Source organism: Streptomyces sp. NPDC006798 (assembly GCF_040635975.1).
In the GTDB taxonomy this organism is placed as follows: Bacteria; Actinomycetota; Actinomycetes; order Streptomycetales; family Streptomycetaceae; genus Streptomyces.
Genome location: NZ_JBEYIS010000012.1, coordinates 39803 through 61493, shown reverse-complemented (window position 1 = coordinate 61493; position 21691 = coordinate 39803). Strand labels below are relative to the sequence as shown.

The window sequence follows — 21691 nt, the reverse complement described above, 5'->3', positions numbered from 1 at the left end:
GGGCGGCGGCGAGACTCTCGCGGGAGCCGTCGAGGCCGACGGCGACGGGGGCCGGGTCCACGGGGCCTCACCTCCGGCGGGGGCCGGCGGCCGTGCCGGGGGTCTTCGCTCCGACCGTGATCCGGGTGTCGACGGCGACCACTCCGTCCACCGCGTGACAGAGCCGTTCGGCGAGCGTGACCAGGGCCGGGTCCGGCACGGTTCCGGTGAGCGCGACCCGGCCGTCGTGCACCTCGGCGGTGACCGAGGAGGCGATCCCGAGGGCGTCCGCGAGGACATCGGCCCGGATCTCCTCGCGGATCTCCTCGTCCCGCCGGAGGAACACCCGTAGGACGTCCGACCGGCTGATGACGCCCACCAGCCGGTCGGCTCCGTCCACGACGGGGAGACGCTTGACGTTCTGCGCCGTCATCAGCCGCGCCGCCTCTACGACGCCCCACTCCGGGCGGGCACACACGGCCGGAGCCGACATCAGCTCTTCCGCCCGGGAGCCCTCCGCCCTGACCAGGTCCCACGCCGGGACGTCCGGCAACGGGACCAGACCGGCGGCGTCCGGCCGGTCGGCCGTCTTCGGCAGCAGATCGGCCTCCGAGACCACCCCGATCACCCGTCCCGCCGCGTCGACGACCGGAACGGCGCCGACCCTGTGTTCTGCGAGCTGCCTGACGACGTCCTTGAACGGCGTGTCGCCGCGTACCCGTACGACCTCCGTGGTCATGAGGTCGGCGACGGTCCGGTGATGCAGCATGCTCCCGCTCCCCTGCGACGGTGGTGGGGCGCCTCACCATCCAGCTTCCCAGGGGTGCGCCCGGTCCGCATCGGGCCGGCCCGCCCCACGGGGCCCGGTCCGGGGCATCCCGGCCGTCGGCGCCCGGGCACGGACGGTGTCCCCGCTCCGGGGCGACGGGAGGCCTTCTCCGCCTCCCGCTCGGCCCACGCGCGGTGCGCCGCCCGGGACCGCTTCTCCGCGCCCCACAGGGCCTCCCCGCTCCCGGCACACCACGGCCGGGTGGCGCGGCCCCGGGCCGGGCGCCGGGCCCCCGGTTGGCGGAGGACGGGCGACCGCCGCAGAGTGGAAGGGCGCCGGCCCGCCAGTCCCTCGCCGTCCGGGCGTCCGGAGGCACGCGCCGCCGGAGCGGGAGAAGCCCCTGATGTCCGATGCGCTCACCACCGACCTGTACGAGGTCACCATGGCGCTCTCGTACCTCCGCGAGGGCATGACGCGAGCGGCGACCTTCAGCCTGTTCGTCCGGAATCTGCCGCCCGAGCGCGGCTTCGCGGTCTGCGCGGGCGCCGAAGCCGTCCTGGAGTTCCTCCGGGAGTACGAGGTCGGCGATGCCGATCTCGAAGCCTTCGCCGAGGTCCTCCAACGCCCCGCCGCCGACCTGGAACCCCTGCGCGGTCTGCGCTTCACCGGGGAGGCTCGGGCGGTACCCGAGGGGCGGATCGTCCTCGCGGGCGAACCGCTGCTGGAGATCACCGCGCCGCTGCCCGAGGCACAGCTCGTCGAGACCCTCGTCCTCAACCGGCTCAACCACCAGACCGCCGTCGCCTCCAAGTGCGCCCGCTGCGTCCTGGCCGCCCGGGGACGGCAGGTGGTGGACTTCTCGCTCCGCCGCACCCACGGGCCGGAGGCGGGCTACCAGGCGGCGCGGCTGGGGGCGATGGTCGGCTTCGCGGGTACCAGCAATGTGGCCGCGGCCCACGCGGAGGACCTGCGCGCCGTCGGCACGATGGCCCACTCCTACATCGAGGCGTTCGGCTCGGAGGAGGCGGCGTTCCGGGCCTTCGCCCGTGCGCATCCCGGCCCGGTGACGTTCCTGGTCGACACGTACGACACCCTCACCGGGGCCGCCACCGCCGCTCGGGTGCTGCGGGACCTGGGCCTCGGGCCCGGTTGCGCGATCCGCCTCGACAGCGGGGACCTGGGAGCCCTCGCCGTTCGGTCCCGAGCCATCCTCGACGCCGCCGGGCTCCCCGACACCCGGATCGTGGCGAGCGGCGGCCTGGACGAGTACGCCGTGGACCGGCTCGTCCGCTCCGGAGCGCCCATCGACGTCTACGCGGTGGGGACCCGGATCGGGGTCGCGGCCGACGCGCCCTATCTGGACTCGGCGTACAAGCTGGTCGAGTACGCCGGGCGGCCCGTGATGAAGCTCTCCGCCGCGAAGGTCACCGCGCCGGGCCGCAAACAGGTCTTCCGGCGCCCGGGTTTCCGCGATGTGGTCGCCCTCTACGGCGAGGAACCACCGCCGGACGGCGAACCGCTGCTGGAGGTCCTGATGCGGGACGGACGGCGGACCGGCCCCCGGGCCGCGATGCGCGAGTCCCGGCGGCGGTACGAGCGGGATCTGGCCGCCCTGCCCCCGTCGGCCCGGACCGTCGACGCGCCCTCGGCCCCGGCGGCGGCGCTGTCGCCCCGGCTGGCCTGCCTCGCCGCGGAGGTGCGGGCGCGGCTGGAGGGCGCCGTACGGCGGCGGCCCGATCGCGGCGGCTGAGCCACCGGCAGCCGCCGCGATCGGGCCGCCGCGGATTCCCGCCGTGGCCGGTGACGCCCCGACCCGGTGCCCGGTGCCGGGGAGGGCCGTGCGGGGAAGGCGATGATCGAGAAGGGGCCGAGGTCAGGAGGACACCATGGCCGAGCAGGCAACCCCGCCCCCGCCGTCCGGGCACCGGATCCGGCTCTTCCTCGTCGACGACCACGAGGTGGTCCGCCGGGGGCTGCGCGACCTCTTCGAGGAGGAGCGCGGCATCGAGGTCGTCGGCGAGGCCGGGACCGCCGCGCAGGCCGTGGCCCGGGGCCCGGCTCTCCGTCCGGACGTCGCCGTGCTCGACGTACGGCTGCCCGACGGGGACGGCGTCACGGTCTGCCGTGAGCTACGGGCCCGTATGCCGGAGCTGGCCTGTCTGATCCTGACGTCCTTCGACGACGAGGAAGCCCTGCTGGACGCGATCATGGCGGGCGCGGCCGGCTACGTACTCAAGGAGATCAACGGGTCCGACCTGGTGACCGCGGTCCGCACGGTCGGGGCGGGGCAGTCGATGCTTGACCCCGCCACCACGACCCGGCTCATCCGCTCGCTGCGCGGGCCCGACGAGGAGCCGCCCCGGGACCCCAGGACCGCGGCGCTCTCCGAACGGGAGCGCGCCGTGCTCGACCTGATCGGGGAAGGGCTCACCAACCGGGAGATCAGCAAGAAGCTCTATCTGTCGGAGAAGACGGTGAAGAACCACATCTCCCGTCTGCTGGCGAAGCTGGGAGTCGAGCGCCGGGTCCAGGCCGCGGTGATCGCCGCGCATGTCCACGACGCCGAGGCGCGCGCCCGCGACGGCGCGGAGCGGGAGTCCTGACCGCCCGCCTTCCCTCCCTCACCCCGGCTATTCGCTGATCGGTACCGACCAGATCAGCCGGGTGCCCCGGTCGCCCGCCGGGGAGAGGGTCATCCACCCGCCCAGGGCCTCGGCCCGCTCGGCCAGGTTCCGCAGCCCGCCGGACCGCCCCGGAGCCGTACCGCCGATGCCCCGGCCGTCGTCGGTGACCTCGACCCGCAGCTCGCCGGAGCGCGCCGTCACGGCGACCTCCGCCCGGGAGGCCCGGGCGTGCCGGGCCACGTTGGACAGGGCCTCGCCGACGACGGCGACGGCATCGGAGGCGGTGTCCGGAGGCACGTCGCTGTCCACCAGGCCCTCCAGCCGGAGCGCCGGAGTGAAGCCCAGGGCCGGGACGGCGTGCTCCAGCGCCCGGACGGTCCTGACCCGCAGCCCGGCCGGGGCCGACGGGTTCTCCGTCTGCCGCAGCCCGAAGATCGTCGAACGAATGATCTTGATGGTCTCGTCCAGGTCGTCGATGGCCCGCACCAGCCGCTCCACCGCTCGCGGGTCGTCGACGATCCGACGGGCGCTCTGGAGGGTCATTCCGGTGGCGAAGAGGCGCTGGATGGCGAGGTCGTGCAGGTCGCGGGCGATGCGCTCGCGTTCGGTGAGCAGCGTCATCCGCTCGGTGTCCCGGCGGCGGTCGGCGAGTTCGAGGGCGAGGGCCGCATGGTCGGCGAAGGCGGACAGCGGCCGGGTCTCGGCGTCGGTGAGGGGTGGCCGCCCCGTGGCGCGGGCCAGGACCAGTACCCCCCGTACGGAGTCCCCGGAGCCCACCGGAACCGCGACCGCCGGGCCGAAGCCCTTCCAGCGGTCGGCCTCGGGGGCCGGACGATCGTCCCCGGCGAGGTTCGCCGTCGTCGTCCGGGCCCGGTCGGCGAGGGCACGGCCCGCCAGAGTCCCCTCCCGGGGCACCCGGGCCCCGGCGAACGTCCCGGCACGTTCGCCGAGCGCCAGCGCCACCCGCAGAGCGCCGTCCGCCTCCAGCAGATGGACGACGCCCAGGTCGGTGCCGGTGATCTCCCGGGCCCGCTCCACGATCTTCTCCAGCACCGTCGACTCCGGAGAACCCGAGAGCAGGGCGTTGGTGAACTCGGCGCCGGCGGCGAGCCAGCGCTCGCGGAACCGGACCTCCTCGAACAGCCGGGCGTTCTCGACGGCGATCCCGGCCGCCACCGCGAGCGTCGAGAGAACCGCCTCGTCCTCGGCGTCGAACTCGCCGCCGCCGCGCTTCCCGGTGAGGCGGAGATCGCCGAAGACGGTGTTCCGGACACGGATCGGCACTCCGAGGAAGGAGCGCACCGCCGGATGGCCCGGCGGGAAGCCGGACGACGCGGGATGCGCCGGGAGCTCCCCGGGCCGCAAGGGGGCGGGATGCCGGATCAGCTCGCCGAGCCGGCCTTGCCCCGACGGCGGATCGCCGATCTCGGCCCGCAGCGCGTCACTGACGCCCACCGGCACGAACTCGGCGAGCCGGTCGCCCTGCCCGACCACCCCCAGGGCGCCGTACTCGGCGTCGACCAGGACCACCGCGGCCTCCACGATGTCGTGGAGCACCTGCGGCAGATCCAGCTCGCGGCCGACGGAGAGCACCGCTTCGAGCAGGCCGTCCAGCCGGTCCCGGCCGCCCCGCACCTCGTCGATGCGGACTCGCACCTCACCGAGGAGTTCGCCGAGCCCCAGCCGGGGTGCCGGGTCCGTACGGCGTTCGTCCCCGCCCATGGAACCTCCGGGGGCTGACGGGCAGCGTCTGCCGAAGAGACTTCCACCGTAGCGCCGACCGGGGCCCAGGTCGCGCCGGAAGGGCGCGGGAGGGGGTCAGGAGGGTCCCAGTTCGTTGCTGATCCGCCGACCCGAGATCCGCCGGGGGGTGATCGCGAGCCAGATCGCCCGGTCCTCGCCGGCCCAGGCCAGCCCCGGTGCCCTCGCCTCCAGTTCCCGTACCTCCGCCGCGTCGGTGACGAACCGGCCCGGGCCCGTCGCCAGGATGCTCCAGCCCCGGCGGAAGGCGTCGTCGACGCGGTCGATCTCGAAGCAGACCTCCTGCTTCGCGGCTGCGGAGGGCGCGGAGCCCGGCGCGGTGCGGTAGAAGATCTCCCCCTCGGAGAAGAAGTAGTTGACCGGAGCGATCACCGGGCCCTCGGACGTCTCCACGGCCACCCGCCCCACTCCGCCCCGGCCCAGCAGCTCCCGGCACTCGGTCTCGTCCAGGACCTGGAGCGAGGCCCCCGCGGCGGCCTCGCCGGTGCCCGGCGGCTCGGTCGCCGACTTCCCCGTCAGCTCGTCGACGCCCACTCCGAGGGCGTCGGCGAGCCGCAGCATCACCCCGGTCCCGGGGGCACCGCCCCGCTCCTCGATGTACTGGATGTATCCGGGCACGGCGCCGCTGCGCTCGGCGACCTCCTCCCGGCTCAGGCCCAGCTCCCGCCGCCGGGCGGCGAGCCGTCGGCCGAAGTCGGTACGGTGTCGCGGACTCTCCGCGGTCATGGCGATCCCCTCTCAGGCCGGTACGACGGTGTCGTGCGGGACGCCGCCGAGTACCACCTTGAGGGCGCCGGTGTCGGCGGCGCGCGCGAAGACGTCGTACGCCTCCGCCATCCGGCCCAGTTCGAAGCGGTGGGTCACCAGGGACGACGAGGAGAGCGTGCCGTTGCCGAGCAGCCCCAGCAGGAGATCGGTGGAGAAGGTGTCGACCAGGCCCGTCGTGATCGTCACGTCCTTGATCCACAGATCCTCCAGATGCAGGGTCGCGGGCCGGCCGTGGACCCCCACGTTGGCGACCCGGCCGCCGGGGCGCACCACCCGGGCGCAGAGCTCGAAGGTCTCGGGCAGTCCCACCGCCTCCACGGCCACATCGGCTCCGAGCCCGCCGGTGAGATCGGTGATCAGCTGTTCGGGCTGCTCGTTCCCGCTGACGGTGACATCGGCGCCGATCTCGCGCGCCGCCGCCAGCCGGGAATCCGCCACGTCCACCGCGATGATCCGGCCCGGGGAGTAGAGCCGCGCGGTGGCGATCGTGGCGAGCCCGATCGGCCCGGCGCCGACCACGGCGACCGTGTCACCGGGCCGTACCCGGCCGTTCAGCACACCGACCTCGTAGGCGGTGGGGAAGATGTCCGCCAGCAGTACGGCTTCGGCGTCGTCCACCGGGCCTGGCAGCTGGTGCAGGGAGAGGTCGGCGAAGGGGACCCGGACGTACTCGGCCTGCGTGCCGTCGATCAGGTGCCCGAGGATCCAGCCGCCGCCCCCCTGGCAGAGCCCGTAGCGGCGCTCACGGCAGAAGCGACAGCCTCCGCAGGGGCTGATGCAGGAGATCAGCACCCGGTCGCCGGGCCGGACCGTGCCGACCTGCGCCCCGGTCTCCATCACCTCGCCCACGGCCTCGTGTCCGAGTACCGTGCCCGGGGCCACTTCGGGTACGTCGCCCTTGACGATGTGCAGATCGGTACCGCAGATGGTCACCGCGTCGACGCGGACGACGGCGTCCGACGGGTCCCGCGGCGCCGGATCGGGTACATCGCGCCAGGCGGTCCGTCCCGGACCTTCGAAGACAAGGGCCTTCATGGCGGCGGCCTCGCTTCCTTCCGACTGTGCCGGTGCCACCAAGCCTGCCGCCGGTCGCCGGTGCCGTCCTTGGGCCGTCCGGGTCGGCCCTGACCCGGACGGCCCTCCCCGGTGCGGCCCGAGCGGAGGAGACTGACCCGTACGGCACGCGTACCGCCGTCCGTCAGCAGGCGAAGGGCCCCGCCATGAACCGAAGCCCGTTCCGGGTCCGGGACGTGATGACCGCGCGGGTCGTGGCCGTCGCGCCGGAGACCGGATTCAAACAGATCGCCGACACCCTCGAAGAGTGGCGGATCACGGCGGTGCCCGTGGTGGACGCCGACCGCCGCGTCCTGGGGGTGGTCTCCGAGGCCGACCTGCTGGCCAAGGAGGAGTTCCACGACAGGGACCCCGGGATGACCGACCCGCTGCGCGAGGGGGACCGCCGGGTCAGGGCGGGCGGCACCCGGGCGGCCGACCTCATGACCGCCCCCGCGGTGACCGTGGGGGCCGACGCGCCGCTGCCCGAGGCCGCCCGCCTGATGGCCCGGGGCGGGATCAAACGTCTGCCCGTCGTCGGCGCCGACGGGGTGCTGCACGGCGTCGTCAGCCGGTCCGATCTCCTCAAGGTGTTCCTGCGTACGGACGACGAGATCGCCGACGAGGTCCGGACGGATGTGGTCCGCCGGGTCTTCCCGGTCTCCCACCGGGGGGTGGAGGTCTCGGTGCGGGACGGTGTGGTGACCCTCTCCGGCATCGTCGCCGACGGGGCGCTCATCCCGCTGGCCCGGCGGCTGGCGCTCACCGTCGAGGGCGTCGTCGGCGTGGAGTGCGTCCTCGGCACCTCGCCGACCCGGGCCCCGCTCTGACTCTCAGAGGCCGGCCGCGCAGGGGGTCCGGGTCTCGCCGGGCCTTGCGGTCGCGACCCGGTCCCCGAGTTCGACCCGGACCGGCATCCGGTCCGAGCGGGGCACGGTGATCAGCGGCCGCCCCCGCTCCAGCCGCAACCGGGCCCGGGAACGCAGCCGCCCCGGCAGCCGGAGGGCGACCGGGCGGACTCCGGCGCCGTCCGTCCCCAGCCGGGCCGGATAGGCGCGCTCCTTGGCCGACGCGACCGCCCGGACCTGCTCTTCCGTCGGGCGCGCTCCGCGAGCGGAGGAAGTCGCGCGCTCCGTCGAGCCGGGACCTGCCGTCGACGTGGCGCGGATAGTCCCCGACGGCGTCGAACGGCCGCCGGGCCCCGTCCCCCTCCGCGGCGAGAACGGGCCGAACGCCTCCTTCCAGGCGGCGGCGTGAAGCCGGGCCGTGTCGGTGAGGACGCCGTCGGTGTCGAAGACCGCCGCCCGGATCCCCCGGATCCCGCCGTGCGGAGCGAGCCCGCCGGGCCGGGGGCCCGGGGGCGGTCGTCCCGGCCTCACCCGTGCGGTACGACGGCGACCGGCACCGGGACGTGGTGCAGGACCCCGTACGTCACGGATCCCGCGCGGGTGCCCACCGGGAGTCGTCGCTCCCGGCGCCCCACCACCAGCAGGGCCGCCTCCCGCGAGGCGTCCGACAGCAGATCCACGGGCAGCCCGGCGGCGGCCCGGGTGGTGACGTCGACGGCCGGGTGGCGCTCGCGCCAGGGCCGGAGCCGTTCCCGGAGGGCGGTGACCTCGCTCCGTGCGCGGTCGGTGGTAAGCGCGTCACCGGCGACCATGCCGAAACCGTAGTAGCCGGGGATGCGCCACGCGTGGACGGCCCGCAGCGGGCATCCGCGCCGGGCCGCGGTGTCGAAGGCGAAATCCAGCGGCGCGTCGGCGCCGTCCGAGACCCCCACCACGACCGGGCCGTCCCGGGCGCCCGGCGACCCGGTCCGCACGAAGACCAGGGGTGTGCCGGTCACCTCGCCGAGGAGCAGATGTCCGGTGGAGCCGACCAGATATCCGGACAGGCCGCTCAGCCCCTGGGAGCCCAGGACCAGGAGCGCGGAGTCCGCCGCCGCCCGCGCCAGGGTCTGTCCGGGCAGTCCGTCGATCTGCTCCACCGAGAGTTCCAGACCGGGACGGGCGTGCCTGATCCGGCCTTCGGCCTCCCGGGGGACCCGGGAGGCCCAGTGCTCCAGGGCCTCCCGCGCCTCGGCGGCCTCCGGCTCGGGGAACGGCTTCCGCCAGGCATGGACGACGCGGAGCGGCAGACCGCGCAGCTCAGCTTCGCGGGCCGCCCAGTCGGCGGCGGCGAGGCTCTGCGGGGACCCGTCGACACCGACGGTGACGGAGCGGGGCACGGGACACCACCTCCGGGAACGGGGCACCGTGAGCGGCCCTGACTCCAGGATGGGGTGGCGGCCCGCCCGGCGCGAGGCGTCGGCCGCCGGCCCGTCCGGCTCAGGGAGCCCACGGCTGGCGGAAGGGGCACGGGAACCGGAAGGTGGAGCACGAGGGTGGATGCCCCGTGGGCGGATCACCGGAGGTGAGGAAGGATGCACGCGAGTATCGGAGACCGTCTGGTGGTGGAGAGCGCCACCACCGGGGCGACCAAACGCGACGGAGAGATCGTCGGGCTGCACCACACCGACGGGACGCCGCCGTACGACGTGCGCTGGTCGGACAGCGGCAGGGTGACCCTGGTCTATCCGGGGCCCGACGCCCATGTGCACCACCACCGGGGCGGGGAGGGCGCGGCTCGCCGCCGGGAATGATCCGCCGCGCCTTCGTCCGGCCCCGGGGGCCGGACGCCCCTCCGGGGGCCGGACGGCCCATCCCCGGATCCCGCCGGGCGGCCCACTGTGGAGACAGGGGCCGTCGGCCCGCGCCGAGGAGGCAGCGATGAGTACTTCGCCGCACCGGGTGAGCGACGTCATGACGCACACCGCCGTGGCGATCGGCAGACACGCCGGTTTCAAGGAGATCGTCGAGCTGATGGACCAGTGGAAGGTGAGCGCGCTGCCGGTGCTGGAAGGCGAGGGCAGGGTCGTCGGGGTCGTCTCGGAGGCGGATCTGCTGTCCAGGGAGGAGCACCGGGACGACGGTCCCGCGACGGGCGGGCGACCGCCGGCCCGGCCGGACGAGGCCGCCGGGCTCACCGCGGAGGAGCTGATGTCGGCGCCCGCCGTCACGGTCCATCCCGACGCCGCACTGGCCGAGGCAGCGCGGATCATGGCCCGCCGCCGGGTCAAGCGGCTCCCCGTCGTCGACTCCCTGGGTCTTCTGGAGGGGGTCGTCAGCCGGGGGGACCTGCTGAAGGTCTTTCTGCGCCCGGACGAGGAGATCGCGAAGGACGTCCGGCACACCCTTCGCGACACCGTCCCGGGTACGGAGCGGGTGACCGTATCCGTACGGGACGGAAAGGTCACCCTGCACGGCCCTGTGGACGACCGGGCCCTGATCCCCCTGCTGGAGCGGGCCGTACGGGCTGTGGAAGGCACGGTCGACACCCGGATGGACCTCGGAACCGGCACCCCGTGAGCGATGCCCCGCGGGGGCCGCGCGGGGCGGCCCGGTCACCGGGGCCGGGAAGGCGATGACCACATGGGACCGACGACACCGGTGTCGGCGCTGATGAGCGCACCCGCGGTGACCGCCGCGCCCTCCGCCGCCGTCCGGGAGGTCGCCGGGCTGATGGCCCGCCACGGCGTCGGCGCCGTCGTCCTGGTGGACCACGGCCGTCCGGAGGGCATCGTCACCGATCGCGACCTCGTTCTGCGCGCCCTCGCCCGCGGCGCCGACCCGGGGGGTTCCGTCCGTGCGGTGATGTCGGCACCGGTGATCGCGGTGGACGTCGATGACGAGATCCGGGCGGTCTACGACGTCTTCCGCCGGAGCGGGGTACGCCGGCTGCCCGTCCTCGACGGCGCCGGGATCGTCGGCATGCTGAGCGTGGACGACATGTTCCTCGACGTCTACCGGAGGATGTCGGATCTCCTCAGCGGCCCCGTGGCCGGGAGCGTGCTGGAGGAGCGCTACCGGCGGAACGGCGGGCCCGGACCGCCGCACCGGGCAGGCTAGGCCGTGTCGTCACGTTCCCGCCTGGCCCGCGACGCCCGGCACGCGCGCTCTCCCCCGTAGTCCTTCGGGCGCGGTAGGTACCCCCGGCGTTGCCGGGATTTCCCCAGTACGTCCCGTACGAGGGAGACCGCCCCCCCGGCTTCGCCGGGGGACCCCCACCGCCGTCGCGAATTCGCGCGCACCGGACGCCGCGAGCCCCGCCCTCCGGGCGGACGGCGCCATTTCGACGACACGGCCTAGGAGCCGCTGGCGGGAGCCGCCGCCCAAGCGGCGGCCTCGTCGAGCGCGTCGTAAGGGAAATGACGTACCTCGGCCCGGACGAAATGGTTGGCCAAGGGCGGTACGAGACCGGCGAGCCCGCTTTCGGCGACCAGGGCGATCCTCCGCACCCTCCGGTGGTGGTCCCGGACGAAGCGCAGATGGCGGAGGAGACCGCCGATGTTCTCCCAGCCGGGAAACGTCCGGGCCCGGATCACCACGCCCGCCAACTCCTCATGGGTCTCCAGCCAGGAGTCGACGGTGAGGGCGAGGGCGTCGAAGTCGGCGGCGCGCAGCGGCTGATCGACCTCGATCCGCAGAACGGGGGAGCCGGGGAGCAGCCGGTGGGAGATCCCGGGCCCCTCGGGGAGCGAGGCCAGCCAGCTCAGCGCCCCGACCCGGTCGCGCAGCGGAACGGCCTTCACCGGACAGGGCATCAGAAAGCCGCTCAGCCGGGTCGCTTCCCGGATCCAGCCGATGTCGGTGACGATCGCGCACCCCTCGAACAGCCGGGTGGCGCCGATGCCGACCCGCAGGTCCTCCCACGCCGCACCCGGGGTGAAGGACTCGAAGCCGGAACCGAACTCGCACAGCATCCTGATCCGACGGCCCTCGGCCCGCGCCGAGTCGATCAGAGGCTCGATCACGCTCTCGTAGTCGTGTCTCGACACGACCCCGACCGCCTTCAGCGCGTCGACCCCGGCGGGCGCACCGCCGATCCGCTCCAGCATTCCGCTCATCCCTCCGGGTCGGCCCCGACGGCGCCGGTACCCGCTCCCGCCGCCCGTCGAACGCCCGCGGGCGGCGGATCCGGCGGTTCCGTCCGGGGCGGTCCAGCCGATGGACCCGGGACCGACCGTACGCCCCGAACACCGGGGGCGCACCGCGACCGCCCGGGCACGGTCCCCGCCGACGGCGGATCCTCGGACTCCTCCCGCAGCCCCGGTCGCCCCCGGCCGGCACCGGTGACGAGACCCAGGTCACTGCCGTCGAGCGGTCCGGGTGGCACTGTGTTCGGGACGTACCGGGAGGCTTCACCGGATCCGGGACGTGTCACCGAGCCGACCGACCGAGTGGGACCGCCATGACCGCTGCCGCCGCCTCCGTACCCTCCCCGTCCGCCGCCCCGGCCGCCCGCGCCGGGACCGGCGGCCCCGGCGACCGGGCCGATCTGCTGGAGCAGATCCTCGGCTGGACGCTGGTCGTCCTCGTCGCCGTCCTGGTCACCCGGCTGGGCCTGCTCTGACAGCACTCGGCCGCCACCGTCACCGGGTGATTTCCCGGTCGTACCCCGGCCGGGAAATCACCCGGTGACGGCGGTGCGCTGATCGGGCATACTCAACGCGCCGACCGCCGACATGGGGCCTTTCCGCGATCCGGGAAGGCAGCATCGGCACGGCAGAAACCGGTGGCGCGCGCACACCCGTCGACGCGTGGCACCGCAGCGCCCGACAGGGAGGAGAGCGCGCTATGTCCGACCGTGCCCCGCAGCCGGTGGAACGTCAGCTGCCGACCGAGGAGGCCGGGGAGCTGATCGCCCTGGCCCGTGAGATCGCCCGGCGGGAGATCGCCCCGCGCGCCGCCGACGAGGAGGACGCCGGGCACTTCCCGCGCGACACCTTCGCCCTGCTCTCCGAATCCGGACTGCTCGGCCTCCCGTACGGCTCCGAGTACGGCGGCGGGGAGCAGCCGTACGAGGTCTACCTCCAGGTACTGGAGGAGCTGGCGGCGGCCCGGCTCACCGTCGGCCTCGGTGTCAGCGTCCATTCGCTGGCCTGCCACGCCCTCGCCGGATACGGCACCAAGGAGCAGCGGGCCGAGTGGCTGCCCGCGATGCTGGGCGGCGGTCTGCTGGGCGCGTACTGCCTCTCCGAGCCGTCCTCGGGCTCGGACGCCGCGTCCCTGCGCACCCGGGCCGAGCGCGACGGCGACGACTGGGTGATCACCGGTACCAAGGCGTGGATCACCCATGGCGGGATCGCCGACTTCCATACCGTCTTCGCCCGGACCGGCGGCCCCGGCGCCCGGGGGATCACCGCCTTCCTGGTGCCCGGCGGGGCCGAGGGGCTCGTACCGGCCGCCCCGGAGCGGAAGATGGGGATGAAGGGGTCGCCCACGGCCCAGCTCAGCTTCGACGGTGTCCGGGTCCCCGACAGCCGCCGGATCGGAGACGAGGGGCAGGGGTTCGGGATCGCCCTGGCGGCGCTGGACGCGGGCCGGCTGGGGATCTCCGCCTGTGCCGTCGGGATCGCCCAGGCCGCGCTGGACGAGGCGCTGGGCTATGCCGCCGGACGCCGCCAGTTCGGCCGGCCGATCGCGGACTTCCAGGGGATGCGGTTCCTGCTCGCCGACATGGCGACCAAGGTGGAGGCGGGCCGTGCGCTCTATCTGACCGCCGCCCGGCTCCGGGACGCGGGACGGCCCTACTCCCGGCAGGCGGCGATGGCCAAACTCTTCTGTACGGACGCGGCGATGAGCGTCACCACCGACGCCGTGCAGGTACTGGGCGGCTACGGCTACACCGCGGACTTCCCCGCCGAGCGGTACATGCGCGAGGCGAAGGCGCTGCAGATCGTGGAGGGGACCAATCAGATCCAGCGGATGGTGATCGCCCGTCATCTCACCGGTCCCGAGACCGGCTGAGGCGGGGCGTGGAAGGGGCGGGCGGCCGGCCTGCCCCTGCCGAACGGCCGGGCGGTGGTCCGCCCGGTCCCGGTGGTGGCGGGGCGCCCCGGTCCGTGGAGGGGGTGCCCGGCGCCGTCGTGGCGGCCGGGTTCAGGCCGCGCGGTCGCGCATCGCGGGCAGCCTGCGCAGCGGTCGCGACTCGGGGCCGCCGACGTGCGAGAAGGGCTGCATCCGCCAGTCGAGGCCCTGGGGGAGGGTCAGCAGCAGGCCCATCTCCTGCTCCTGGGGCTCCGGGCTCTCGTCGGCCGAGCGGGCCTCTGCGGCCGACCGGCCGGTGCCCGCGCACACGGTCAGCCCGAACGGGTTCCAGGGGGTGGGGCAGAGGGCGTGTTCGGGCAGTACGTCCTCATCGGCGAGCAGTGCGATCGGCTGTGCGCAGTCCGGGCAGACGACCCGGAACATCTCGAAGGTCTCGTACGCGTTCACCTCGTCCAACTCGACAGCCCTCCCGGAGTCCGCGGACCCTGCCGCCTCCGCCGGATCAACGGGCTCCGGTTCGGTACGGCCACTGCTCTTGACACTCTGCATGGAGAATCTCCCCCTCGGGTGGGCCGACCTGGCTCGTGTGGCCTCGACCACACCAAGCACTTCCCATCCGAAGTGCTGGATAACCATCCGGTTACGGTCAAGACCATTCCAATCTTGTGGCGTTCGTCACATCGATCGGCCGGTTCGGCCGTCGGGCCGCCGGGCGGTGTGCCGGAACCCCCGCGGGCAATTAAGTTGATGCGCATGGAGGAGTTGGATCGTCAGATCGTCGAGTTGCTCGTCAAGGACGGGCGGATGAGCTACACCGACCTGGGCAAGGCCACCGGCCTGTCGACCTCGGCGGTGCATCAGCGGGTCCGCCGTCTGGAGCAGCGGGGTGTCATCCGGGGCTATGCGGCCGTCGTCGACCCGGAGGCCGTCGGGCTGCCCCTGACGGCGTTCATCTCGGTCAAGCCGTTCGACCCGAGCGCGCCGGACGACATCTCCGAACGCCTGGCGGGCGTCGCGGAGATCGAGGCGTGCCACAGCGTCGCGGGCGACGAGAACTACATCCTCAAGGTCCGGGTCGCCACCCCGGCCGGTCTGGAGAACCTCCTCACCCGGATCCGTACCCTCGCCGGGGTCTCCACCCGGACGACGGTCGTCCTCTCCACTCCCTACGAAGCCCGCCCCCCGAGCCTCTGACCCCCCGTCCGGCCTCCGGGGCCGGGTCCCGCGGGCACCGTCCTCCGGGCGGACGGCGCCGCCCTCCGGACACGGCCTAGGCTGGGCGCCATGAGTGATCGCACCGCCCCCGTTCCCGGCGCTCCCGACGTTTCCGAGCGGACCGTTCTGCTGCGCGGCGGCGAGGTCCACAGCCCCGCCGACCCCTTCGCCACGGCGATGGTCGTCGAGCGGGGACACATCGCCTGGGTGGGATCCGAGGGGGCGGCCGACGCCTTCGCCGACGGCGTCGACGAGACCGTCGACCTCGCCGGGGCGCTCGTCACCCCGGCGTTCGCCGACGCACATGTGCACACGACCGCCACCGGGCTCGCGCTCACCGGACTCGACCTGTCGGGCGCCGCCTCCCTCGCCGACGCGCTGGCGCTGGTACGGAAGCACGCCGCCGCCCACCCCGGCGACGCGGTCCTGCTCGGCGGCGGCTGGGACGCGGCCCGCTGGCCCGAGCGGCGGCCCCCGTCCCGGGCCGAACTGGACGAGGCGACCGGCGGACGGCCGCTCTATCTGCCCCGGGTCGACGTCCACTCGGCCGTCGCCACCACCGCCCTCCTCGACCTGGTCCCCGGCGTCACCGGGCTGACCGGCTACCACCCCGGGGCACCCCTCACCGACGCCGCCCACCACGCCGTACGCGCCGCCGCCCACGGAGCCGTCACCCCCGCCCAGCGGACGGCCGCCCAGCGTGCCGCGCTCGACCGGGCCGCCGCCCTCGGCATCGGCACCCTCCACGAGTGCGCCGGGCCCGAGATCTCCTCCGAGGCCGACCTCGCCGGACTGCTCGCCCTCGCCGCCGACGGCCCCGCCCCCCGGGTCGTCGGCTACTGGGCCGAACCCGTCGCGGACGCGAAGGACGCCGAACGGATCCGCGCCCTGGGCGCCCTGGGCGCGGCGGGCGACCTCTTCGCCGACGGCTCCCTCGGCTCCCACACGGCCGCTCTGCGCGCCCCCTACGCCGACGCCGGCCACGCCGGTAAGGCCCACCTCGACGCCGCCGCGGTCGCCGCCCATGTCGCCGCCTGTACCGAGGCCGGGCTCCAGGCCGGATTCCACGCCATCGGCGACGCCGCGCTCACCGCCGTCGTGACCGGCGTACGGGCCGCCGCCGGCCGGCTGGGCACCGCCCGGATCAGGGCCGCCCGCCACCGGGTCGAACACGCCGAACTGCTCACCCCCGAACACATCGCGGCCTTCGCCGAGTTCGGGCTCACGGCCTCCGTCCAGCCCGCCTTCGACGCCGCCTGGGGCGGCGACGAGGGCATGTACGCCGAACGGCTCGGCGTCGAACGGGCCAGGACCCTCAATCCGTACGCCGCCCTGCTGCGCGCCGGGGTGCCGCTGGCGCTCGGCTCGGACAGTCCGGTGACCCCGCTGGACCCCTGGGGCACGGTCCGGGCCGCCGCCTTCCACCGCACGCCCGAACACCGGATCTCGGTCCGGGCCGCCTTCACCGCCCACACCCGGGGCGGCTGGCGGGCCGTCGGCCGGGACGACGCGGGAACCCTGGTCCCCGGAGCGCCCGCCGACTACGCCGTCTGGCGGACCGGCGACCTGGTGGTCCAGGCCCCCGACGACCGGGTGGCGCGCTGGTCCACCGACCCCCGGTCCGGCACCCCGGGGCTGCCGGATCTGACCCCCGGAGCCGAACTGCCGTTCTGTCTGCGCACAGTAGTGTCGGGACAAATCATCTTTGATCGTCTGAATGGGTGACGTCCGGACATTTCGCTCAACGGCCCGGCCTTCCGGGCTCTCCGCCGCTACCTGCGAATCTGCGGCGCCGGTCGGGCGAATTGGGCAAACCGCCCAGATCGCACGACTGTTGACACGGAGCGCCCAGGGGCGGGTAGGTTCGGCCGAGTCCACCACAGGACGTCCGACCGGACGAGCATCCACACACGTCTCGAACGCCGCTGGGTCATGGGGCAGCGCACCGCACCGGAGCGCTGCCACTGGGAGCCAGGTCCAGCGCCCGCGCCTCGGGGGCGAGGGAAGGTTTCAGCCGGTCGGCAGGTGTGACCCGGATAGGGGTCCGGCGTTCAGTAGACAACGGCTCTCGGTCGATCCGCAGCCAGCGGGTCCCAGGTCGGCCCGAAGGACGCCGGTCCCCGATCCGTCCGCCCCTCGCCTCCGGTGCCGCCGGCCGCCCCCGGAACCGTCCCGGCGGCCCTTTCCCGACACCCCATATCCCGAGCCGCCGCTGCCCGCCGCCCCGCGATCGCTAAGGTGGGTCCCTGTGCACGACATGAAGGGGCAGCAGTGAACGAGGGTGCTACGGACCGCGGGGTCCAGAGGCGGTACGGGCCACTCGGCCGGGCCTTGGTGATCATCCCGACCTATAACGAGGCGGAGAACATCAAGAAGATCGTGTCCCGGGTCCGGGACGCGGTACCGGACGCGGACGTGCTGGTCGCCGACGACAACAGCCCCGACGGCACCGGAAAGCTGGCCGACGAGCTGGCGGCCGAGGACGAACAGGTCCATGTACTCCACCGCAAGGGCAAGGAGGGCCTGGGCGCGGCCTACCTCGCCGGCTTCTCCTGGGGCCTGGAGCACGACTACGGCGTACTGATCGAAATGGACGCCGACGGCTCCCACCAGCCCGAGGAGCTGCCCCGGCTGCTGACCGCGCTCAAGGGCGCCGATCTCGTACTCGGCTCGCGCTGGGTCCCCGGCGGCCGGGTGGTGAACTGGCCGAAGTACCGCGAATTCCTCTCCCGGGGCGGCAGTACCTACTCCCGGCTGCTCCTCGGCATCTCCATCAGGGACGTCACCGGCGGCTACCGCGCCTTCCGGGCCGAGACGCTGCGCGGCCTCGGGCTCTCCGAGGTCGCGTCCCAGGGCTACTGCTTCCAGGTCGATCTGGCCCGCCGGGCGGTGGCCGCCGGCTACCACGTGGTCGAGGTCCCGATCACCTTCGTCGAGCGGGAGCTGGGCGACTCCAAGATGAACCGGAACATCGCCGTCGAGGCGCTGTGGCGGGTCGCGGGCTGGGGTCTGTCGGACCGGGCGAACCGTGTCCGGGGCCGGTCGGCCCCCTGACGCGCCCCGGAGCCCCCGCCCCGGCCGGAACGGCCCGTACGGGACCCGTAAGGGCTCGTCGGGCTCGTACGGGCGGGAAACCGCCCGGGAGCCGACCGAAGATCACCCGGCCGTGCCGGAGCGGTGCCCGCCCAGGCACACTGGGGGCATGACGACCGGCCCCGTGCCCCCGACGGCACCCCAGAGCTCACGTGTCCGCAGGCTGCTCCCCTTCGTCTCGCTCGGCTGGCTGGCGCTGGAGATCTGGCTGCTGATCCTGGTCGGCGGGGCGATCGGGGTGCTCCCGCTGTTCGCGCTGCTGATCGCCCAGGCCGTGGCCGGCGCTGCGATCGTCAAGCAGGCGGGCCGCAACGCCTTCCGGAACCTCAGTGAGACCCTTCAGCGGGCCCAGCGGCCCGGGGCCGACCCGGCGAAGGCGCCGGAGTCCTCGGGGAACGGCTTCCTGATGCTCGCCGGGGTGCTGATCATGTCCCCCGGGTTCGCCTCCGACGTCATCGGTCTGGTGCTGCTGGTACCGCCGGTCCGCAAGGCGCTGAGCCGGTCTCTGGAGCGGTCGATGGAGCGCCGGATGCGGGCCGCCGCGCCGGGCACGATCGGCGACGCCTTCAACCAGGCCAGGATGCACCGTCCCGACGGCAAGGTCGTACCGGGCGAGGTCGTCGACCCGGCCCCGGCGCCGCCGTCCGCCCGGCCGGAGGAGGCCGACCGGCCTCCGAAGATCATCGAGGGCCGGGTCATCCGTCCCGACGAGCGCCCGTAGGGCCTGCCCGGTGAACAGCGGATCGCGAGGCGGCGAGTAGAGGCACCTCTCCGCGCCGCCGTGCCCGAGGGGAACGCGGGGCCGGTCGGCGAGGCCGGTGAGGCGGAGCCGGTCGGGGGCGCCGTGAGTGCCGGTGGCGCTGGGGGCCCGGCGCCGAAGGCATAGGGGGCGGAACCGCGTGACAAGCCCCTGCCGGGCCGCCCCGGTCGTCGGAGCCATTGGGCCGTGTCGTCACGTTCCCGCCTGGCTCGCGACGCCGGTACGCGCGCTCTCGCCCGTAGTCCTTCGGGCCCGGGAGGTGCCCCCGGCGTTGCCGGGGTTTCCCGAGTGCGTTCCGTACGGGGGAGACCGCCCCCTGGCTTCGCCGGGGGACCTCCATCGCCGTCGCGGATCGCGCGCACCGGACGCCGCGGGCCCCGCCCTGCGGGCGGACGGCGCCATGGTGACGACACGGCCCAGGGGCCGGGGCGGCGGTGCGGCTGCCCTGAGCGGGGCGGAGGCCCCTCTCCCGGCCGTACGGGTGTCCCGGCGTCCGGGCGGCCCGCGCCACCGCCGTGCGGCCGTAGACCGGACGCGGACCGTACCGGAGCCTCCCCGCGTCGGCCCGGCCCTCGTCGGCGGAGGCCGGGACGCTCCGGCGTCGGCCCGTCGGGGAGCGCGAAAGCAAACGCCCGCGGGCCGGGTCACCAGAAGGTGACCCGGCCCGCGGGCGTTTCGATGGTCGCCGAAGCCGCTCGAGCTATCCGTCCGTACCGTCAGACGGTCCGGACGGACGGGCTCACGCGGACTTCCGGCTGTCCCGCGGATGCACCGCGATATTCATGGCGCCGGAACGCAGGACCGCCAGCCGCTCGGCCAGGACCTCCTCCAGCTCCTCGCGGGTCCGCCGCTCCATGAGCATGTCCCAGTGCGTCCTAGCGGGCTTGCCCTTCTTCTCCTCGGGGCCGTCGCCGTCCACCAGGAGTGCCTGGGCGCCGCACGCCTTGCACTCCCACTCCGGCGGAATTTCCGCCTCCACCGAGAACGGCATCTCAAAACGATGTCCGTTCTGGCATGCGTACTCCACCGCCTGGCGCGGGGCCAGATCGATGCCGCGGTCCGTCTCGTAGCTGGTCACCACGAGTCGCGTGCCGCGGAGAGCTCGCTCACTCATGAATCGTGCCTCCCGGGCTTGTCGCCCACAGGACAGGTGTCGCTGTCGTCGTCATCCGGTCAACGTCCGGTCGGCCGTAAAGATTCCCGTTCCGGGTCATGCGTCGCCCGTCGTGCCGCTGCTTCCCCCGTGTTGGGGTACCCGCCGACGCCCGGTTTGTCACATCTGGCAGAAAGTGTCACCCAGTGATGTCGCTTTCACCGTGCGCAGTAACGGTCCGCCTGGCAGGCCAAACGCGTACACTACCGGCCTTTCACTTCAAGGTCTAAATCCGGTCCGGTACGGGATTGCCCGCCGCGGCCACCGCGCGCCGCAGCGGCACCCTCGCGAGCAGGACGAAACCGATCGCGAAGAAGGCCACCAGGGAGAGGATCGCGTCCCGGTAGCTCCCGGTCAGCTGGTACGCGAGACCGAAGACGAGCGGTCCCAGCCAGCTCAGCCCCCGGTCGCTCAGCTCGTACGCGGAGAAGTACTCGGCCTCCTTGCCGCGCGGCACCAGATGGGAGAAGAGGGACCGGGACAGCGCCTGGCTGCCGCCCAGGACCAGGCCGATCGCCGCCGCGAGGCCGAAGAACCAGACCGGGGCCCGGGCGGGCAGGAAGTAGGCCGCCGCCAGGATCAGGGTCCAGACGCCGAGCGATCCGAGGACGACCGGCCGCGCCCCGTACCGCCGGGCCAGCCGCCCCATCCCCAGCGCCCCCGCCACGGCCAGTACCTGCACCAGCAGGACCGCCACGATGAGCGTCGTCTGGCCGAGATCCAGCTCCTCCTGGCCGTAGACCGACGCCTGGGAGATCACGGTCTGGATCCCGTCGTTGTAGACGAGATACGCCAGCAGGAACGAGAGCGTCAGCGGATGCCGCCGCATGTCCCGCAGGGTGGCCGCGAGCTGCCGCAGCCCGCCCGCGCCCGCGGCCCGCTCCCCGGGCGGAATCCTCCGGTCCCGCAGCCGCCGCAGCGGGATGAGGGTGAACGCGCCCCACCAGAGCCCGGCCGAGGCGAGACAGATCCGTACCGCCTCCGACTCCGACAGGCCGAAGCCCTCGTGGTTCCCGTACAGCACCAGATTGAGTACCAGGACCAGGGCACCCGAGGTGTAGCCGAAGGCCCACCCCCGGGAGGAGACCGCGTCCCGCTCGGCGGGCTCCGCCAGCTCCGGCAGATAGGAGTTGTAGAGCACCATCGAGACCGCCAGCGCCGCATTGGCGACGATCAGCAGCGCCGCCCCCAGCAGATAGCGGTCCCCGTCGAGGAAGAACATGCCGGTCGTCGCGGCCGCCCCGGTATAGGCGGAGACCGCCAGCAGCGGCTTCTTCCGGCCAGTACGGTCCGCCCACGCGCCCGCCAGCGGCATCAGCACCACCGCGAGCACCAGCGACACGGAGACGGCGTAGGCGAAGAGGGAACCGGCCCGGACGGGTATCCCCAGGGGATGGACATAGCCGTCGGCCCCGGCCGCCGCCTTGGTGACCTCGGTCAGATACGGCCCGAGGAAGACGGTGACGACGCTGGTGGAGTAGACCGAGCAGGCGAAGTCGTAGAAGTACCAGCCGTGCCGCTGCCGGGCGAGCTCCCGCCCGTCCGGGCCGCCGTTCCCGTCCCGGTTCCCGTCTCCGGCACCGTTCCCGTTCTCACCGCCGTGGCCCGCCGGTTCCGTGATCTCGGCGACCATGCCGCGCCCCCCTC

General features: G+C 74.1%; 21 protein-coding genes and 1 pseudogene. 12 read left to right on the top strand and 10 right to left on the bottom strand.

From position 1 onward, the window contains the following. Positions 1-67: 67 nt before the first annotated feature. Positions 68-745: a CBS domain-containing protein gene (locus ABZ714_RS10655; RefSeq protein ID WP_358824901.1), complete on the bottom strand. Its 678-nt coding sequence runs from the start codon at positions 743-745 to the stop codon at positions 68-70. Between the two features lie 406 nt (positions 746-1151). Here ABZ714_RS10655 and ABZ714_RS10650 point away from each other — a divergent pair, with 406 nt between their 5' ends. Together ABZ714_RS10650 and ABZ714_RS10645 are read left to right on the top strand one after the other, a co-directional pair. Continuing rightward, positions 1152-2498 carry a nicotinate phosphoribosyltransferase gene (locus ABZ714_RS10650; RefSeq protein WP_358824807.1) on the top strand — a complete coding sequence of 449 codons (1347 nt, stop codon included), beginning with the start codon at positions 1152-1154 and terminating at the stop codon, positions 2496-2498. Between the two features lie 136 nt (positions 2499-2634). Next, positions 2635-3351 carry a response regulator transcription factor gene (locus ABZ714_RS10645; protein ID WP_358824806.1) on the top strand — a complete coding sequence of 239 codons (717 nt, stop codon included), beginning with the start codon at positions 2635-2637 and terminating at the stop codon, positions 3349-3351. 27 nt (positions 3352-3378) lie between these two features. Here the strand turns inward: ABZ714_RS10645 and ABZ714_RS10640 are convergent, their stop codons facing one another. The 3 genes from ABZ714_RS10640 to ABZ714_RS10630 form a co-directional block, all read right to left on the bottom strand. After that, the gene (locus ABZ714_RS10640; protein WP_358824805.1) at positions 3379-5094 is read right to left on the bottom strand and encodes a GAF domain-containing sensor histidine kinase; all 1716 of its coding nucleotides are present in this window, start codon (positions 5092-5094) and stop codon (positions 3379-3381) included. A gap of 96 nt (positions 5095-5190) precedes the next feature. Then, the gene (locus ABZ714_RS10635; RefSeq protein WP_358824804.1) at positions 5191-5859 is read right to left on the bottom strand and encodes a pyridoxamine 5'-phosphate oxidase family protein; all 669 of its coding nucleotides are present in this window, start codon (positions 5857-5859) and stop codon (positions 5191-5193) included. Between the two features lie 12 nt (positions 5860-5871). After that, on the bottom strand, positions 5872-6936 hold the full coding sequence (locus tag ABZ714_RS10630; protein WP_358824803.1) for an alcohol dehydrogenase catalytic domain-containing protein: 1065 nt from the start codon (positions 6934-6936) through the stop codon (positions 5872-5874). Positions 6937-7121: 185 nt separating this feature from the next. Between ABZ714_RS10630 and ABZ714_RS10625 the strand changes: the two genes are divergently transcribed. Next, complete coding sequence (locus ABZ714_RS10625; RefSeq protein ID WP_358824802.1) at positions 7122-7784, top strand: CBS domain-containing protein; 663 nt, start codon at positions 7122-7124, stop codon at positions 7782-7784. A gap of 3 nt (positions 7785-7787) precedes the next feature. Here ABZ714_RS10625 and ABZ714_RS10620 read toward each other — a convergent pair whose 3' ends face one another. Together ABZ714_RS10620 and ABZ714_RS10615 are read right to left on the bottom strand one after the other, a co-directional pair. Next, the gene (locus ABZ714_RS10620; protein ID WP_358824801.1) at positions 7788-8333 is read right to left on the bottom strand and encodes a hypothetical protein; all 546 of its coding nucleotides are present in this window, start codon (positions 8331-8333) and stop codon (positions 7788-7790) included. Beyond that, positions 8330-9181 (bottom strand): universal stress protein, encoded by an 852-nt coding sequence (locus ABZ714_RS10615; RefSeq protein ID WP_358824800.1) that lies wholly within the window; start codon positions 9179-9181, stop codon positions 8330-8332. Before ABZ714_RS10615 ends, ABZ714_RS10620 begins: the two co-directional genes overlap by 4 nt. 195 nt (positions 9182-9376) lie before the next feature. On the opposite strand from ABZ714_RS10615, the pseudogene ABZ714_RS10610 reads away from it, so the two are divergent. The 3 genes and pseudogenes from ABZ714_RS10610 to ABZ714_RS10600 form a co-directional block, all read left to right on the top strand. Beyond that, positions 9377-9556 (top strand): annotated as a pseudogene (locus ABZ714_RS10610) (DUF1918 domain-containing protein); the annotation flags it as partial. A 166-nt stretch (positions 9557-9722) separates the two neighbouring features. Beyond that, positions 9723-10361 (top strand): CBS domain-containing protein, encoded by a 639-nt coding sequence (locus ABZ714_RS10605; RefSeq protein ID WP_358824799.1) that lies wholly within the window; start codon positions 9723-9725, stop codon positions 10359-10361. Positions 10362-10424: 63 nt separating this feature from the next. Continuing rightward, complete coding sequence (locus ABZ714_RS10600) at positions 10425-10901, top strand: CBS domain-containing protein (RefSeq protein ID WP_358824798.1); 477 nt, start codon at positions 10425-10427, stop codon at positions 10899-10901. A gap of 236 nt (positions 10902-11137) precedes the next feature. On the opposite strand, the gene ABZ714_RS10595 is transcribed toward ABZ714_RS10600, so the two are convergent. Beyond that, a complete protein-coding gene (locus ABZ714_RS10595) occupies positions 11138-11899 on the bottom strand; it encodes an STAS/SEC14 domain-containing protein (RefSeq protein WP_358824797.1) in 762 nt (253 codons plus the stop codon). Positions 11900-12243: 344 nt separating this feature from the next. Here ABZ714_RS10595 and ABZ714_RS10590 point away from each other — a divergent pair, with 344 nt between their 5' ends. Next, a complete protein-coding gene (locus ABZ714_RS10590; protein WP_358824796.1) occupies positions 12244-12405 on the top strand; it encodes an SCO1431 family membrane protein in 162 nt (53 codons plus the stop codon). Between the two features lie 224 nt (positions 12406-12629). Continuing rightward, positions 12630-13802 (top strand): acyl-CoA dehydrogenase family protein, encoded by a 1173-nt coding sequence (locus ABZ714_RS10585; protein ID WP_358824795.1) that lies wholly within the window; start codon positions 12630-12632, stop codon positions 13800-13802. Positions 13803-13934: 132 nt separating this feature from the next. Here the strand turns inward: ABZ714_RS10585 and ABZ714_RS10580 are convergent, their stop codons facing one another. Then, entirely contained in the window at positions 13935-14372 is a 438-nt protein-coding gene (locus tag ABZ714_RS10580) for a hypothetical protein (protein WP_358824794.1), read from the bottom strand. Between the two features lie 204 nt (positions 14373-14576). On the opposite strand from ABZ714_RS10580, the gene ABZ714_RS10575 reads away from it, so the two are divergent. From ABZ714_RS10575 to fxsA, 4 genes are all read left to right on the top strand, one after another. After that, positions 14577-15017, top strand: a complete 441-nt coding sequence (locus ABZ714_RS10575; protein ID WP_358824793.1) for an Lrp/AsnC family transcriptional regulator — start codon at positions 14577-14579, stop codon at positions 15015-15017. Between the two features lie 90 nt (positions 15018-15107). Continuing rightward, positions 15108-16763 (top strand): amidohydrolase family protein, encoded by a 1656-nt coding sequence (locus ABZ714_RS10570; RefSeq protein WP_358824792.1) that lies wholly within the window; start codon positions 15108-15110, stop codon positions 16761-16763. Positions 16764-17309: 546 nt separating this feature from the next. After that, on the top strand, positions 17310-18092 hold the full coding sequence (locus tag ABZ714_RS10565; RefSeq protein ID WP_358824791.1) for a polyprenol monophosphomannose synthase: 783 nt from the start codon (positions 17310-17312) through the stop codon (positions 18090-18092). 148 nt (positions 18093-18240) lie between these two features. Beyond that, the gene (fxsA, locus tag ABZ714_RS10560; RefSeq protein ID WP_358824790.1) at positions 18241-18852 is read left to right on the top strand and encodes an FxsA family membrane protein; all 612 of its coding nucleotides are present in this window, start codon (positions 18241-18243) and stop codon (positions 18850-18852) included. Positions 18853-19630: 778 nt separating this feature from the next. Here fxsA and ABZ714_RS10555 read toward each other — a convergent pair. Both ABZ714_RS10555 and ABZ714_RS10550 read right to left on the bottom strand, forming a co-directional pair. After that, a complete protein-coding gene (locus ABZ714_RS10555) occupies positions 19631-20005 on the bottom strand; it encodes an RNA polymerase-binding protein RbpA (RefSeq protein WP_003959706.1) in 375 nt (124 codons plus the stop codon). 265 nt (positions 20006-20270) lie between these two features. Then, a complete protein-coding gene (locus tag ABZ714_RS10550) occupies positions 20271-21677 on the bottom strand; it encodes an MFS transporter (RefSeq protein WP_358824789.1) in 1407 nt (468 codons plus the stop codon). Between the last annotated feature and the right edge of the window lie 14 nt (positions 21678-21691).

Bases quoted from the DNA above. Each gene is read 5' to 3' on its own strand.
- ABZ714_RS10650 (WP_358824807.1), top strand. From the start codon at position 1,152: ATGTCCGATGCGCTCACCACCGACCTGTACGAGGTCACCATGGCGCTC.
- ABZ714_RS10645 (WP_358824806.1), top strand. From the start codon at position 2,635: ATGGCCGAGCAGGCAACCCCGCCCCCGCCGTCCGGGCACCGGATCCGG.
- ABZ714_RS10640 (WP_358824805.1), bottom strand. From the start codon at position 5,094: ATGGGCGGGGACGAACGCCGTACGGACCCGGCACCCCGGCTGGGGCTC.
- ABZ714_RS10635 (WP_358824804.1), bottom strand. From the start codon at position 5,859: ATGACCGCGGAGAGTCCGCGACACCGTACCGACTTCGGCCGACGGCTC.
- ABZ714_RS10630 (WP_358824803.1), bottom strand. From the start codon at position 6,936: ATGAAGGCCCTTGTCTTCGAAGGTCCGGGACGGACCGCCTGGCGCGAT.
- ABZ714_RS10625 (WP_358824802.1), top strand. From the start codon at position 7,122: ATGAACCGAAGCCCGTTCCGGGTCCGGGACGTGATGACCGCGCGGGTC.
- ABZ714_RS10605 (WP_358824799.1), top strand. From the start codon at position 9,723: ATGAGTACTTCGCCGCACCGGGTGAGCGACGTCATGACGCACACCGCC.
- ABZ714_RS10600 (WP_358824798.1), top strand. From the start codon at position 10,425: ATGGGACCGACGACACCGGTGTCGGCGCTGATGAGCGCACCCGCGGTG.
- ABZ714_RS10595 (WP_358824797.1), bottom strand. From the start codon at position 11,899: ATGAGCGGAATGCTGGAGCGGATCGGCGGTGCGCCCGCCGGGGTCGAC.
- ABZ714_RS10590 (WP_358824796.1), top strand. From the start codon at position 12,244: ATGACCGCTGCCGCCGCCTCCGTACCCTCCCCGTCCGCCGCCCCGGCC.
- ABZ714_RS10585 (WP_358824795.1), top strand. From the start codon at position 12,630: ATGTCCGACCGTGCCCCGCAGCCGGTGGAACGTCAGCTGCCGACCGAG.
- ABZ714_RS10580 (WP_358824794.1), bottom strand. From the start codon at position 14,372: ATGCAGAGTGTCAAGAGCAGTGGCCGTACCGAACCGGAGCCCGTTGAT.
- ABZ714_RS10575 (WP_358824793.1), top strand. From the start codon at position 14,577: ATGGAGGAGTTGGATCGTCAGATCGTCGAGTTGCTCGTCAAGGACGGG.
- ABZ714_RS10570 (WP_358824792.1), top strand. From the start codon at position 15,108: ATGAGTGATCGCACCGCCCCCGTTCCCGGCGCTCCCGACGTTTCCGAG.
- fxsA (WP_358824790.1), top strand. From the start codon at position 18,241: ATGACGACCGGCCCCGTGCCCCCGACGGCACCCCAGAGCTCACGTGTC.
- ABZ714_RS10555 (WP_003959706.1), bottom strand. From the start codon at position 20,005: ATGAGTGAGCGAGCTCTCCGCGGCACGCGACTCGTGGTGACCAGCTAC.
- ABZ714_RS10550 (WP_358824789.1), bottom strand. From the start codon at position 21,677: ATGGTCGCCGAGATCACGGAACCGGCGGGCCACGGCGGTGAGAACGGG.